Source organism: Arthrobacter sp. zg-Y750 (genome assembly GCF_020907365.1).
GTDB lineage: Bacteria > Actinomycetota > Actinomycetes > Actinomycetales > Micrococcaceae > Arthrobacter_B.
On sequence record NZ_JAJJOC010000022.1, the window covers coordinates 76,509 to 90,205 of the forward strand.

Below are 13,697 nucleotides of genomic sequence, written 5' to 3' on the forward strand. Positions count from 1 at the left end.
TTGCTGCGTGTTTCTTTTTGCTGCTTGCGGGTCCCCGGTTCAGGGGACCCGTTCGTCAATCAGACAGGTGCGCTTCCGGCTTTCCCGGTGTCCATGCCTGCCTGCGCAAAAGGCGGCTCCCCGTGCTGATGCACAGGTGCCGCCTTTCACAAAGACTATCGACGCAGGCCGAGGCGCTCGATGAGCGCACGGTAGCGGGCGATGTCGGTCTCGCGCAGGTAGGTAAGCATACGACGACGGCGACCAACCAGGGCCATCAGGCCGCGGCGGGTGTGGTGGTCGTGCTTGTGGGTCTTCAGGTGCTCGGTCAGGTCGAGGATGCGGCGCGAAAGCACAGCAACCTGAACCTCGGGGGAACCGGTGTCCCCTTCAGCCCGAGCGAATTCCCGGATGATCTCCTGCTTGACGGCGGGATCGAGTGCCAATGTAACTCCTAGAGTTGTGCCGTGAGGCCCGAGTCAGCACTTCGCTGCCGGGAATCTTTCCGCTCCTTGGGATGAACCCTGGGGCTCACACCCCGGAACACAAAGAAATTCAGCCGCCACGGACCGCAGCCGAATTTGAATCCAGTTTACCTGCCCGCGGCGGTTTCTGTCGAAAGCACATTTCTGGTGCGTTCGACGTCGAGGCGCATCTGCTCCACCAGCGCTTCGGGCCCGGTGTAGGCGACCATGCCGCGCAGCCGCTCCACGAACTCCACCACCACGTGCTGGCCGTACAGGTTGAAATCGTGCACGTCCTCAGCCGGGCGGTCGATGACGTGCGCTTCAACTTGGCGGCTAACCCCCTCGAAGGTCGGATTGGACCCGACGGACACCGCGGCCGGCCAGCGGGCACCGGCCTCGTCCACGAGCCACCCGGCGTAAATACCGTCGGCTGGGATGAGACCGGAAGCTTCCGGTGCCAGGTTGGCAGTGGGGAACCCGAGTTCGCGGCCGCGGGCGGCGCCGTGCACCACTTCCCCGCGCATCCGGTGGGTGCGGCCGAGAAGGCGGGCAGCTGTGCGGACATCGCCTTCCCGCAGCGCCTCACGAATCCAGGTAGAGGAACAGCGCCGCCCGGAGGCCGGACCGTCCGCCAGGGCACCGAAGTCGTCCACCGCTTCGACGTCGAACCCCAGTTCGGCACCGAGGGCGCGCATGGTCTCCAGGTCTCCGGCGTTGCCGCGGCCGAAGCGCACGTCGTGGCCGATGACCACGGTCTTGACGTGCAGTGCGCCCACGAGGACGGTCCGGACAAATTCCTCGGCCGTCAGGGACGCGAGGTCCATGTCGTAGTGCATCATCAGCAGCCCGTCCAGGCCGGTGTCAGCAAGCGCCTGGACCCGGTCCACGGTACCCATGATGAGTTCCGGGGCGCTTTCGGGACGGTGCACCTGGGCGGGGTGCGGGTCAAAGGAAATGGCTACCGCTGCCGCGTCCTGTTCCCGGGCCGCCTTGACCAGTCGGTTCAGCACATGCTGGTGGCCCAGATGCACGCCGTCGAAGTTGCCGATGGTGATTACTGTCGGACCAATGCCGGCCGGTATCTCCGCCAGGTCATTCCAGTAGTACACGCAGGCTCCTTAGCAGCATTTTTTCGTGCCGGACCTTTCGCTTTGTCCGGCGCACCGCCGTCGGCTTCCGCCGCACGGGGACCTATCCATTATGTCCGATCATCGCCGGTCACCGGGCACCGCCCGCAATACCGGGGTCCGCGGCGCCTCCGCCGGCCCCGCCCTGCTGGCTGTACTCCTGCCGCAGTTCACTGGTCTTGGCAATGAACCGGTGCCAGACCAGCAGCGCCGGCGGGAAGGCCAGCTCCACGATCATCAGCACAATAAAGGTGAAGTGCGGCGTGCCGGAAAAGGCCCAGGACACCACCCTGCCAATGCCGCCGAGGAAGACCATCAGGCAGACCAGCCACAGCATGTTCGCCCACTGGAACTTCACGGCTATGGCCACGAACGCGGCTCCGACGCCCACCATCATGGCGGAGAAGAAGCGGTACTGGCTCTCCAGGGTGGCGTTGACCTCTCCCCCGCTTCCGTCCGGCAGGCCAGCGGTGCCGGTGATGAGGTTGTACAGGCCGAAGCCGGCCACCAGGATGCCCACGCCGATCACCACGGCCCGGAAGACTGCCCAGTCATCGCTGGCCTTATACGCTTTGGGGGCCTTGCGCGGCTTCGGCGCCCCGGAGCCCTTTGACCCGCGGCGCGGCTTGGCACCGCTGCCCGGGACCGCCTGCTCCGGCACACGCCGCCCGTCGCCGGTTCCGGGGGCCTGCGCCGCTGCTGCCTGCGGCGGCCGGGTTCCGGGTATGTCGGATCCGGCGCGGCGGTTCCCCTCGCCCGGTGCTGGTGCGGTGTTGCTCATGGCTCCCCCTGATTGGGTTTGGAACAGTGTCTGTTCCTGCCATGGTCTCACGCACCTGACCGGATCAGGTAAGCATGCTGTCTTTCTACTTCCGTGCGTCTGCGCGGTGACGGTACAGCCACCACAGGCCCACCATGGGCAGCACCAGCGGAACGTAGCCGTAGCCGCTGCCGAAGCCGGACCACACAGTGTCATCGGGCAGTGCCGCGGGGTCCACGAGGCCGAAGATGCCCACGGCCAGCACGCCGACCATTTCCACGCCCACGGCCGCAACCGAGACCTTGTACGCGGTGGAACCGGACCGGGCCAGTCCCACGGTTGCCACTATGTAGACAACCGCAGCGAAGGCGGACAGCAGATACGCCAGCGGTGCGTGGTCGAACTTGGTGAGGATCTGGAACGCGGCACGCGCGGTCGCGGCCAGGGCGAAGATGGCGTACACGGCTACCAGCAGCCGCCCGGGGCCGGCATTGCGCGCAGCAGGGGCCGTATCTTTGGCCGCACCGTCGTTGCGGGGGCCCATGTTGCGTTTCATAGCAGGTTTACTCCATCCCAGATCTGTTCCATGCGGAACAGCATGACAAATACGGTGATGCCGACGGCGGAGAGCACAATGTTGCTCCAGCGGCTGCGGTCCATCAGCGACCACCAGACCGCTCCGATTGGAACAATCAGGGCGGTCAGCAGGTAGCCCCAGAATTCCCACGCTTCACCGGCAATGTGCTGCCCGGTGGCCAGGCGGACCAGTGACACCACGCCGTAGACCAGCAGGAAGAGTTCAACGGCGGCAGCGGAGAGGATCGTGAGGTCGTTCGGCCCGTGGCGCAGGGCGGCTGCGCCGATGCACAGCACCACCGACACCAGGCAGATCAGCGAGCCGACCAGGAAAAGAAGGTCCACGCCCATTTACGCTTTCTCATTTCCGGGCGCGAAGACCAGCAGCGCTTTGGCGGCGGTGCCCTTGTCCTCGAGCAGGCCCACCACGTGGCCCTCGGGGTCCATGGCAGCCACCGGCCCCGGCTCCGGGTTACCAGTGGCGGTGATCCTGCGGCCGTGGGACAGGTCCTCCGCTTCGGCCGCGGAGAGGTTACGGACCGGGAAGAGCTGCGCGGCGGCGTCGTCCAGCTCCAGGACGCGCAGGTCACCGGCCAGCTCCTCCAGAGTGGACGCGTCGTCGATGCCGAAGGGCCCCACGCAGGTGCGGCGCAGGGACGTCAGGTGCCCGCCCACGCCCAGCGCGGTACCGAGGTCGCGGGCCAGGGCGCGGATGTAGGTGCCGGAGGAGCAATCCACGGTGACGTCGACGTCGCGCAGCTTGCCGCCGTTCTCCCGCCGTATGTCGTGGATTTCGAAGCGGGACACCGTTACGGGGCGGGCCGGCAGGTTCACTTCGCCGCCCGCGCGGACCTTGGCATAGGAGCGTTCCCCGTTGACCTTGATGGCGCTGACGCTGCTGGGGACCTGCTGGATGTCTCCGGTGAGGGCCTGCACGGCGGCACGGATTTCTTCATCGGTCACTGCGGCGGCAATCGTTTCGGCAGTGACCTCGCCCTCGGCGTCGTCCGTCAGGGTCGACTGGCCCAGCCGGATGGTGGCCTCGTACGTCTTGGTGGTACCCACAATGTAGGTCAGCAGGCGGGTGGCCTTGTTGATGCCGACCACCAGCACGCCTGTAGCCATGGGATCCAGGGTGCCCGCGTGCCCCACCTTCCGGGTGCCAGCCAGCCGCCGGAGGCGGCCGACCACGTCGTGGCTCGTCCATCCCTGCGGTTTGTCCACAATAATCAGTCCTGAACGGACCTGCCCTGAATTCACGCCTTTCAGTATATGGTGCGGCGCGGTGCCCGGCGGGCGCGCCGCGGGCCGGCCCGACGGCGATACGATGCGGATATGGCACAGCTCTCAGCCCACGTCCGCGCCGTTCCCGCAAACCAGATCCGCGAAATCACCCAGGCCGCGTGGGCGAAACCCGATTCCATTGTCCTGAGCATCGGCGAACCCGGCTTCCCCACTCCGGCGCATATCCTCGACGCGGCGCGGTCCACACTGGACCGTGACGAAACGGGGTACACGCCCAACGCCGGCATCGCTCCCCTGCGGCAGGCTTTTGCCCGGCACGCCGAAGCGCTCAGCGGCACGCAGGTTTCCGCGGAACGCGTGTTTGTCACCTCGGGCGCCCAGCAGGGACTGCACCTGGCGATGAGTATGCTCCTGGACGCGGGGGATGAGATCCTCGTGCCGAATCCCGGCTACCCAACCTTCGCGATGACCGCTGAACTGCTGCACGCGGTTCCCGTGCAGTACCCGCTGTATCCCGAGCACAGCTTCCAGCCGCGGATCGAGGACCTTGAGGCGCTGCTGGGACCGCGGACCCGGGTGCTGCTGCTGAACTCGCCGTCCAATCCGCTGGGCGCGGTGTTCAGTCCCGAGTTGACCAAGCAACTGGTGGATCTTGCCCGGCGGCACGATCTGTGGATCATCTCCGACGAATGCTATGAGGCCTTCACCTTCGACGTTCCGCATGTCAGTCCGCTGGCGTTCGACGGCGACGCCGGGGAACGGGTGATCACCTCCCTCACGCTGTCCAAGACCTACGGCCTGACCGGGCTGCGGATCGGTGCGCTCGTGCTCCCGTCCGGCCTGGAACCAGTGCTGAGCACAGTGATGGAGTCCATTGTTTCCTGCGTGGCTTCACCCTCACAGTACGCGGCGCTGGCCGCGTTGACCGGACCGCAGGATTACGTATCCACCGCTGCCGCCCACTACCGGGCGAACCGGGATGCAGCCTGCGCGGTACTGGACCGGAAGGGCATCGGGTATCTGGAAGCCCAAGGCGCCTTCTACCTGTGGGCCGATGTGTCCTTCGCGGCCGGGGGCAGCGTGCGGGACTGGACCGTGCGGTTCCTGGCCGAACAGGGTGTGGCCGTGGCGCCGGGGACGGCTTTCGGTTCCATTGGCGAGGGCTGGATCCGGATCGCCCTGTGCGGGGACCGGGATGAGCTGCTCGAAGGGGTCGGCCGGCTGCCGGAGCCGCCGGCAGCAGGAACTACCTAGAACGCCGACGGCAGCTGGTTTTTATACTCGCACAGCGTCGAGCACGCACCGCGGTCAATACCCGCAGTCTCGGTTTACGTGCGTAGTCCGGCCCCCTAGTCTTTGAGCGCTCCACCCGGGGAACGCTTGCGGGTGCGTGTTGGGGCAGTCTCTCATCGGACCGAACCCTGCCGAGGAGTACTTTGTGAAAAAGTCACCCGCACTAATGACCCAGGCCCTGGCCGCGCGCTTGAGGCGGCATTCCTCCAGCGGCCATCGCCGCCCCGATCATACGCAGACCCTGAAAATCCTCGCTGTGGCCGTCTGCTCAGCTGCACTGGTGGTCCCTTCCGGAGCTGCCGGCGCCGCGAACGGACAGCAGGCCGCTGCAGGCAGCGGCCAGGCCAACGGAAACTACTGGGACGAGGACCAGTCCGCGACGGACCGGGCCAACGCCCTACTTTCCCAAATGTCGCTGGAAGAAAAAGTCGACATGCTGCACGGCGAGCTGAACAACGAATACGGGTTCTACAACGCGCCCATCGAACGGCTGGGCATTCCCGCCCTGACCATGACCGACGGCCGCACCGGCGTGCGGCAGGCCAACACCAACTTCAACAACGGCGAGTCCACCCTGCTGCCCTCCGCCATTTCCGTTGCGGCCTCATGGGACCGCAACGTCTCGGCGCGGCATTCACAGGTCGCCACGGACGAGACCTTCCGGAACGGCCTGAACATCCTGCTCTCACCGTCCATCAACATTGCCCGGGTTCCCCAGAACGGCCGGAATTTCGAGTCCTACGGCGAAGACCCGCTGCTGCAGGGCATCATGGGTTCAGCCTATTCCGAAACCACGCAGAACTACGGCGGGGTGATGTCGAACCAGCAGGACTGGGCTGTGTACACACAGGAGACGAACCGCCTGGAGGGCCTGAACAACGTCCTCAGCGAACGGGCGTTGCAGGAAATCTACACCCGGCCCTTCGCCATTGCCGTTGAAGGATCCCATCCCGGGTCCGTTATGTGCGGCTTCAACAAGGTCAACGGCGAATACTCCTGTGACAGCGACTACCTGCTCAACCAGATCCTCAAGACCCAGCTGGAGTTCGAGGGGTGGGTACTGACGGACTACGCTGCCGAAACCACCACACTGGGCATCAACAACGGACTGGACCAGCAGCAGCCGGGCAACTTCGACCCGGTGGCGGGTGAGGCCGGCACGTGCCTGTTCTGCCAGCCGCTGATCGATGCCGTCAACAACGGTGAGGTATCCATTGACCGGATCAACGATGCGGTGCTGCGCATCCTCCGGTCCATGTTTGGACTCGGCCTCTTCGACCGCAGCTACGAAGGACAACCGCTGCCGGTCGAAGCGCACAACGCGGAATCGGCAGACATTGCCGAAGAAGGCATGGTCCTGCTGAAGAATGACGACGAGCTTCTGCCACTGGACGCGGGGGCCCTGGATTCGATTGCCGTGGTCGGCACCGATGCGGACGTGGTGGTCCAGGGCGGAGGCAGCTCCCATATCGCCAACCCCACCGAAGAGACCTCCGCACTGGAAGGCATCCAGGACCGCCTTGCAGATACCGGTGCGGACGTGAACTTTGTCCCCGGCACCGATCCGGTCACCTCCACGGCATACCTGCCCGGCGCCCAGCCCATCCCGTCATCGTTCCTCACCCCAACGGCCGGGACGCCGGGAACCGGGCTGACCGCCCAGTACTTCCTGAACCAGGACTTCTCCGGCACTCCGTACCTGGACCGGGTGGAGCCCTATGCCGGGTTGAATGCAGGCTTCTTTGTCTACACCAACTTCAACGCCTCCTCACCGCACTTCCCTACCCAGCCGCAGGAACTGGACACCAATATGTCGGCCCGCTGGACCGGCACGCTGACAGCGCCGGTGACCGGGACCTACGAGCTGCAGGTAGTCACCAACGGACGGACCACCCTCACCGTTGACGGCAACCAGGTCATCAATGAAACCGACTTCTTCACCCCCTCCGCAGAAGCCGAGAACCAGACCATCTCCGTACCGCTGGACTTCACCGCCGGCTCCACCCACACCGTGGAGTTGTCCTACGCCTTTGACACCGGCTCCCAGTGGAACGGCAACGGACCGCAGGTCAAGCTCGGTTGGGTTCCGCCGGCCGGTGTAGTCCTGCCGCAGGTGGAAGCCGCCGCCGAGCAGGCCGCGGCTGCCGATGCCGCCGTCGTTATGGTCCGTGACTTCTCGTCCGAGGCCGGCGACCTGCCGGATCTGGCGCTGCCGAATTACCAGGCAGACCTCATCCGTGCGGTGGGAGCCGCCAACCCCAACACCGTGGTCGTCATGACCACCGGCGGTGCCATGGAGGTAGTGGACTGGCAGGACGCGGTGGATGGGCTGGTCCAGGCCTGGTACCCCGGGCAGAACCAGGGCACCGCCATCGCGAGCCTGCTGTTCGGTGATACCAATCCCTCCGGTCGGCTGCCGATCACCATTCCGGTCAGTGACGAGCTGACGCCAACCGCCACCACGGCGCAGTTCCCCGGCAACGGACTGGACGCCGAGTTCACAGAGGGCATTTTCGAGGGCTACCGCGGTTACCAGGAGTTCGGCCTGCCCACGGCCTACCCGTTCGGGTACGGCCTGAGCTACACCGACTTCGACTATTCGGACCTGCGGATCACGTGTGGCGCGTTCAAGCCCGGCAAGGCCAAGGGCCTGTCGGACCAGCTCTTCGGGGACGACACCAGCGTCTCCGAGGATGCAGCCATGGCGCAGGACGGCATCGCGGTTGACCCCGAGGTGTCCGCCCCGGAGGATGCCAAGGCGGGTCCGACCGCCGGGTCCGCCTCGACGGCCAGCCCGTCGCCGTCACCTACCGAGACGTCCACCCCAACGCCGAGCCCGACCAAGAGCCATGGCAGGGACCGGTGCAAGGGCAAGCCGCTGGAAGTTTCAGTGCGCCTGACCAATGTGGGCGAGCGGATCGGCAGCGAAGTGGTCCAGGCCTACGCGGGCCGGCTGCCGGCACCGGTAGCCACCGCCCAACGGTCGCTGGCCGGATGGGAGAAGGTAACCCTCGCCCCGGGGCAGAGCCAGCGGGTACGGCTGCCCCTGGACATCCAGTCCTTCTCGTACTGGGACGAGAACACCGATCAGTGGGTGACGCCGGCCGGCAACGTGCCGGTGTACGTCGGATCGTCCGTTGAGGACACACCGCTGGCCACAGTCGTGCGGATCCACGAGCGCGACTGAGTCCGCACGGGCGGTACCCACCGCCCGCTGACCTTCCCGCAACCAGGGGGAAGGCTTGCTTGCGAACAGGCAGGCCTTCCCCCGTTGCCTCTTTTCCCAGCACCCTCGCCCCCAAAGGAGACACTCGTGAAATCGTCATCATCAGCTGCCGCTGTCCTGGCAGCTGCCGCGCTGCTGGCCCTGGGCGCCTCGCCGGCCGCGGCCGGCGGCTACGGGCCCCGCCCGCCGCAGCCACCCGATCCGCCCGCCGCGGGCGAAGTCACCACCGTGGCAGAAAACCTGCTCTCGCCGCTCAGCTTCGCCGTGAGCCGCGGCGGAGCCATAGACGTAGCCCAGTCTTTTGCCGGGGTGCTTACCCGGATAGCTCCGGATGGCAGCACGGAAACCCTGGACGCCGTCGGAGGCGGCTACGGTTCCGCAGGTGTATCCCGCATCCACGGCCGGACCTACTACACCATGGGCATCGGCGCCGACACCGAAGACCCGGCGCAGAACATCAGCCTGCTGAAGTCGGTGGACCGGGACGGCAATGTGGAGACCCTTGCCAACATCGCCTCACACGAATACGCCGAAAACCCTGACGCCGTAAACACCTACGGCTTCGAAGGCCTGGATGCAGCCTGCGCGGCCCAGCTGCCCCCGGAGGTCCGCACAGCCCGCCCCGGCCGCACGGACTCGAACCCGTATGCCACGGTTCCCACCCGGGACGGCATAGTGGTTTCGGACTCCGGCATGAATGCCCTCGTGCTGGTGGACTGGGACGGGGACATCTCCACCCTGGCCGTGCTGCCGGCGATCCCCGTAACTATCACCGCACCCATGGCGGAGGCCAACGGGCTGCCGGAGTGCACTGTGGGACTCACCTACAACACGGAGCCGGTGCCCACCGATGTGGAGCGCGGCCCGGACGGGATGCTTTATGTCGCCTCCCTGCCCGGGGCGCCTGAGGGCTTCCCGACCGGGTCAGTGTTCCGGGTGGACCCCCGGTCCGGCGAAATGGAAGTGGTGGCCACCGGCTTCAGCGGAGCCACCGGACTCGCGGTTGCTCCGGACGGGGACATTTACGTGGCCGAGCTGTTCGCCAACCGCATTTCGGTCATCCCGGCCGGGAGCGATACGCCCGAACCATTCTACGAAGTGAACCAGCCCGGCGCCCTGGAACTGCGCGGCTCAACGCTCTATGCCTCAGTGGACGTACTTCCCCCCGGAGGCCCGCAGGAACCGGGTGAGCCACCCGCCGAGCCGCCCGTACCCGAGGCGCCTCCGGCTGGCCGGATCATCGGCGTCGAGGTGGTGCATGCCGGCTGCGGCGGCGCAGACGGTCACGGCGGAAACAGCGGCAGCGGGCTCCCATACAGCACACAGGACGAGGAGGACTAACTTTTGGCAGGCGGCCAACTCCCCTGACCGGCAACAAAAAGGAAGCGGCTCCCGGAGGGAAACCGCTTCCTTTTTGCGTCAGCGTCAGCTGCCGTTATTGCTAGCTACTTTGCGTCCGAGTCGACCGGCGCATCGGAGTCCTCGAGATCGTCCTCGAAGTCTTCGTCGTCCTCGTCCTTGCGGTACGGGTCGGCGTCGCCGGCGTACGTGGCGCCTTCCTTGAGCGCAGCCAGTTCGGCGTCGCGCTCCTTGGCGGCCCGGATGAGCTCCTCGAGGTGGTTGGCATTGACCGGAATCTCGTCAGCCACAAATTCGAGCGTGGGCGTCAGCCGGACGGTGATGTTCTTACCCACCTCGGCGCGGAGGATGCCCCGTGCCGATTCCAATGCGGCCTTCGTGTCTGCCTGCTGTTCCTCGTCACCGAAAACGGTGTAGTACAGCGTGGCGTGCTGAAGATCGTTAGTGACGCGGGCATCGGTGATGGTGACGAAGCCCAGCCGCGGATCCTTGACCCGCCGTTCGAGCGCCTGGGCAACCACTACCTTGATGCGGTCAGCGAGTTTCGCAGCGCGTGCTGGATCTGCCATTACCTCTCCTTACCTAAGAACGTTGAAAAGCGCGGATCCGGAGCCGCCGGGAAACTTCCCGGCGGCTCCGGCCACGGACTGCTAGACGCGCGGCTTCTCGCGCATCTCGAAGGTCTCGATGATGTCGCCTTCACGCAGGTCGTTGAACGAGCCCAGGCCGATACCACATTCGAAGTCCGTGCGGACCTCGGTGGCGTCGTCCTTGAACCGCTTGAGCGAGTCAACAGTGAGGTTCTCACCGATGATCTTGCCGTCGCGGGTGACGCGGGCCTTGGCGTTGCGGCGGATGACGCCGGAGCGGACGATCGAGCCGGCGATGTTTCCGAACTTGGAGGAACGGAAGACTTCGCGTACCTCGGCGGTGCCGAGCTGGACTTCTTCGTACTCAGGCTTGAGCATGCCCTTGAGCGCAAGCTCAATGTCATCGATTGCTGCGTAGATGACGGAGTAGAAGCGCATGTCCACGCCTTCACGCTCTGCCAGGTCGGCAACGCGTTCAGCCGGCTTGACGTTGAAGCCGATGATGACGGCGTTGTCCACCGTCGCCAGGTTGACGTCGTTCTGCGTGATGGCACCAACGCCGCGGTGGATGACGCGCAGCTGCACGCCTTCGCCGACGTCGATCTTGAGCAGCGAGTCTTCCAGGGCTTCCACGGCACCGGAAACGTCACCCTTGAGGATGAGGTTAAGGGTGTCGACCTTGCCGTCGGCAACAGCCTGGTCGAAGTCCTCGAGGCTGATCCGCTTGCGGCGCTTGGCCAGGGCCGCGTTGCGGTCCGCAGCTTCACGCTTTTCAGCGATCTGGCGGGCGGTACGCTCGTCGTCGGTGACGAAGAACGTGTCACCGGCGCGGGGAACGTTGGACAGGCCGAGCACCTGGACCGGACGCGACGGTCCGGCTTCGGTGACGTTGTCGCCGTTCTCGTCGAACATGGCACGGACGCGGCCGTGGGCCGTTCCGGCCACGATCGTGTCGCCGACCTTCAGCGTTCCGGACTGGACCAGCACAGTTGCAACTGCACCGCGGCCCTTGTCCAGGTTGGCTTCGATCGCGATGCCGCGGGCATCCTTGTTCGGGTTGGCGCGCATGTCCAGGGCAGCGTCTGCGGTGAGCAGCACGGCCTCGAGCAGGGCGTCAATGTTGAGGTTCTGGCGGGCAGAGACCTCAATGAACATGGTGTCGCCACCGTACTCCTCGGGAACCAGACCGTATTCGGTCAGCTGGCCGCGGACCTTCTCCGGGTTGGCGCCTTCCTTATCGATCTTGTTCACCGCAACCACGATCGGCACTCCCGCTGCCTGTGCGTGGTTGAGTGCTTCCACCGTCTGCGGCATAACGCCGTCGTCGGCTGCAACAACCAGGACCGCAATATCGGTGACCTTGGCACCACGGGCACGCATGGCGGTGAACGCCTCGTGGCCCGGTGTATCGATGAAGGTGATGGCGCGCTCGGTGCCCTCGTGGTCGAAGTCGACCTGGTAGGCACCGATGTGCTGGGTGATGCCGCCGTGTTCGCCTTCAACAACGTTGGAGTTCCGGATGGCATCCAGCAGGCGGGTCTTACCGTGGTCAACGTGACCCATAACGGTGACTGCCGGAGGACGTGCTTCCAGTTCGTCGTCGCCTTCGGCTTCCAGCTCGGCATCGAAGTCAATGTCGAACTGGCTGAGGAGCTCGCGCTCTTCATCCTCGGGGGACACAACCTCGATCCGGTAGCCCAGTTCCTCGCCCAGGATCCCGAAGGTTCCCTCATCGAGGGACTGCGTGGCCGTTGCCATTTCACCGAGGTGGAACAGCACGGTTACCAGTGCGGCCGGGTTTGCCTCAATCTTGTCGGCGAAGTCCGTGATGGACGCGCCGCGGCGCAGACGGACAACAGTGTTGCCGTCGCCGCGGGGTACCGAAACGCCGCCCAGCGACGGAGCTGACATCTGCTCCAGTTCCTGCCGCTTTGCCCGCTTCGACTTGCGCTGCTTGCCGCGGCCTGCGCCGCCCTTACCGAAGGCACCGGCAGTGCCGCCGCGTCCGCGGCCGCCCTTGCCGAAGCCGCCGCCAACAGGTGCGCCGCCGCCGGTTCCCGGGGCTCCGCCCGGTCCGCGGCGCGGTCCGCCTGCACCGGCACCGGGACGGCCCGGGGCTGCCGGACGCTCGGTGCGGTTGGGCATCATGCCCGGTGTGGGACGGGTTCCGCCGGCGCCTGCCGGACGGGGTGCACCCGGACGCGGGGCGCCCGGACGTGCTCCGCCTGCTGCGGGACGGGGTGCACCCGGACGCGGAGCGCCCGGACGGGGTCCGCCTGCACCGGCTGCGGGACGGGGGCCGCCGGCACCGGGGGCACTGGTCCGTTCGGCCTCGTCACGGCGTCCACCCGGACGCGGCATCCCCTGGGAGGTGGCAAACGGGTTGTTGCCCGGACGCGGTGCGCCCGTTCCCCGCTCGCCTTCACCGCGGCCACGCGGCCGGGGCATGCCCTGGGAGGTGGCGAAAGGATTATTGCCGGGGCGGGGGCCGCCGGCGCCGGGACGCGGAGCGCCCGGACGCGGTGCCGACGAAGCGGACGCGTTGTCGGCGTCTGCCTTGCCAGCCGCGGGGGTTTCGGCTGCCGGGGCGGCCGGAGCGGATTCGGCAGCTGCCGGGGCGGCCGGAGCTGCCTCAGCGGGGGCCGGAGCTGCGGGGGCGGCCGGAGCCGGAGCAGCAGGCTGTTCCGCTGCCGGGGCCGCAGGCGCGGCCGGCGCGGGCTTGCCGGGCTTGGGTGCTGCGGAGCGCGGGGCTGCAGGCTTGGAATCGGCGGCCGGTGCGGCTGCCTTGTTGTTGTCAGACGCCGGGAAGGCGCCTCGAAGCTTCTTTACTACCGGGGCCTCAATGGTCGAAGAGGCGGAACGGACGAATTCGCCCAGTTCCTGCAGTTTTGCAACTGCATCCTTTGAGGTAATGCCGAGCTCTTTTGCGAGCTCGTGTACGCGGACCTTGGCCACATTTCTCCTGTCTCGGTCCGCACCGAGCCAGGTACGAACCGTCTATTTGCTGCGGGCTTCCACTGCAGTTGCAGCAGGGCCCATCACAGAGCACAACAAAGCACTCATCGCTGGGTACTC

Annotated in this window: 11 protein-coding genes; 3 read left to right on the forward strand and 8 right to left on the reverse strand. The window is 66.4% G+C overall.

The window, feature by feature from the left end:
- Nucleotides 1-155: 155 nt before the first annotated feature.
- The 6 genes from rpsO to truB form a co-directional block, all read right to left on the reverse strand.
- Nucleotides 156-425 carry a 30S ribosomal protein S15 gene (gene rpsO / locus LOC57_RS14400; RefSeq protein ID WP_227913993.1) on the reverse strand — a complete coding sequence of 90 codons (270 nt, stop codon included), beginning with the start codon at nucleotides 423-425 and terminating at the stop codon, nucleotides 156-158.
- A gap of 146 nt (nucleotides 426-571) precedes the next feature.
- Nucleotides 572-1,555: a bifunctional riboflavin kinase/FAD synthetase gene (locus LOC57_RS14405; protein WP_229960580.1), complete on the reverse strand. Its 984-nt coding sequence runs from the start codon at nucleotides 1,553-1,555 to the stop codon at nucleotides 572-574.
- Nucleotides 1,556-1,664: 109 nt separating this feature from the next.
- Nucleotides 1,665-2,354, reverse strand: a complete 690-nt coding sequence (locus LOC57_RS14410) for a DUF4345 domain-containing protein (protein ID WP_229960582.1) — start codon at nucleotides 2,352-2,354, stop codon at nucleotides 1,665-1,667.
- Between the two features lie 85 nt (nucleotides 2,355-2,439).
- Nucleotides 2,440-2,889, reverse strand: a complete 450-nt coding sequence (locus LOC57_RS14415; protein WP_227927291.1) for a hypothetical protein — start codon at nucleotides 2,887-2,889, stop codon at nucleotides 2,440-2,442.
- A complete protein-coding gene (locus LOC57_RS14420; protein WP_227927292.1) occupies nucleotides 2,886-3,260 on the reverse strand; it encodes a hypothetical protein in 375 nt (124 codons plus the stop codon). The genes LOC57_RS14415 and LOC57_RS14420 overlap by 4 nt, the downstream gene beginning before the upstream one ends.
- Nucleotides 3,261-4,178, reverse strand: coding sequence for a tRNA pseudouridine(55) synthase TruB (gene truB / locus LOC57_RS14425; protein ID WP_231700865.1), 918 nt, complete (start codon nucleotides 4,176-4,178; stop codon nucleotides 3,261-3,263). It abuts the gene before it with no gap.
- A gap of 66 nt (nucleotides 4,179-4,244) precedes the next feature.
- Between truB and LOC57_RS14430 the strand changes: the two genes are divergently transcribed.
- The 3 genes from LOC57_RS14430 to LOC57_RS14440 all read left to right on the forward strand — a co-directional run bounded on the left by LOC57_RS14430 (nucleotide 4,245) and on the right by LOC57_RS14440 (nucleotide 10,014).
- Nucleotides 4,245-5,408 carry a pyridoxal phosphate-dependent aminotransferase gene (locus LOC57_RS14430; RefSeq protein WP_229960584.1) on the forward strand — a complete coding sequence of 388 codons (1,164 nt, stop codon included), beginning with the start codon at nucleotides 4,245-4,247 and terminating at the stop codon, nucleotides 5,406-5,408.
- A 184-nt stretch (nucleotides 5,409-5,592) separates the two neighbouring features.
- Nucleotides 5,593-8,634 (forward strand): beta-glucosidase, encoded by a 3,042-nt coding sequence (locus LOC57_RS14435; protein WP_229960593.1) that lies wholly within the window; start codon nucleotides 5,593-5,595, stop codon nucleotides 8,632-8,634.
- Nucleotides 8,635-8,760: 126 nt separating this feature from the next.
- Nucleotides 8,761-10,014 (forward strand): ScyD/ScyE family protein, encoded by a 1,254-nt coding sequence (locus LOC57_RS14440; protein ID WP_229960595.1) that lies wholly within the window; start codon nucleotides 8,761-8,763, stop codon nucleotides 10,012-10,014.
- A gap of 104 nt (nucleotides 10,015-10,118) precedes the next feature.
- On the opposite strand, the gene rbfA is transcribed toward LOC57_RS14440, so the two are convergent.
- Both rbfA and infB read right to left on the reverse strand, forming a co-directional pair.
- A complete protein-coding gene (gene rbfA, locus LOC57_RS14445) occupies nucleotides 10,119-10,601 on the reverse strand; it encodes a 30S ribosome-binding factor RbfA (protein ID WP_227913984.1) in 483 nt (160 codons plus the stop codon).
- An 81-nt stretch (nucleotides 10,602-10,682) separates the two neighbouring features.
- Nucleotides 10,683-13,577, reverse strand: coding sequence for a translation initiation factor IF-2 (infB, locus tag LOC57_RS14450; RefSeq protein WP_229960597.1), 2,895 nt, complete (start codon nucleotides 13,575-13,577; stop codon nucleotides 10,683-10,685).
- Nucleotides 13,578-13,697: the final 120 nt, after the last annotated feature.

Bases quoted from the DNA above. Each gene is read 5' to 3' on its own strand.
- LOC57_RS14420 (WP_227927292.1), bottom strand. From the start codon at position 3,260: ATGGGCGTGGACCTTCTTTTCCTGGTCGGCTCGCTGATCTGCCTGGTG.
- rbfA (WP_227913984.1), bottom strand. From the start codon at position 10,601: ATGGCAGATCCAGCACGCGCTGCGAAACTCGCTGACCGCATCAAGGTA.
- LOC57_RS14415 (WP_227927291.1), bottom strand. From the start codon at position 2,889: ATGAAACGCAACATGGGCCCCCGCAACGACGGTGCGGCCAAAGATACG.
- LOC57_RS14430 (WP_229960584.1), top strand. From the start codon at position 4,245: ATGGCACAGCTCTCAGCCCACGTCCGCGCCGTTCCCGCAAACCAGATC.
- LOC57_RS14410 (WP_229960582.1), bottom strand. From the start codon at position 2,354: ATGAGCAACACCGCACCAGCACCGGGCGAGGGGAACCGCCGCGCCGGA.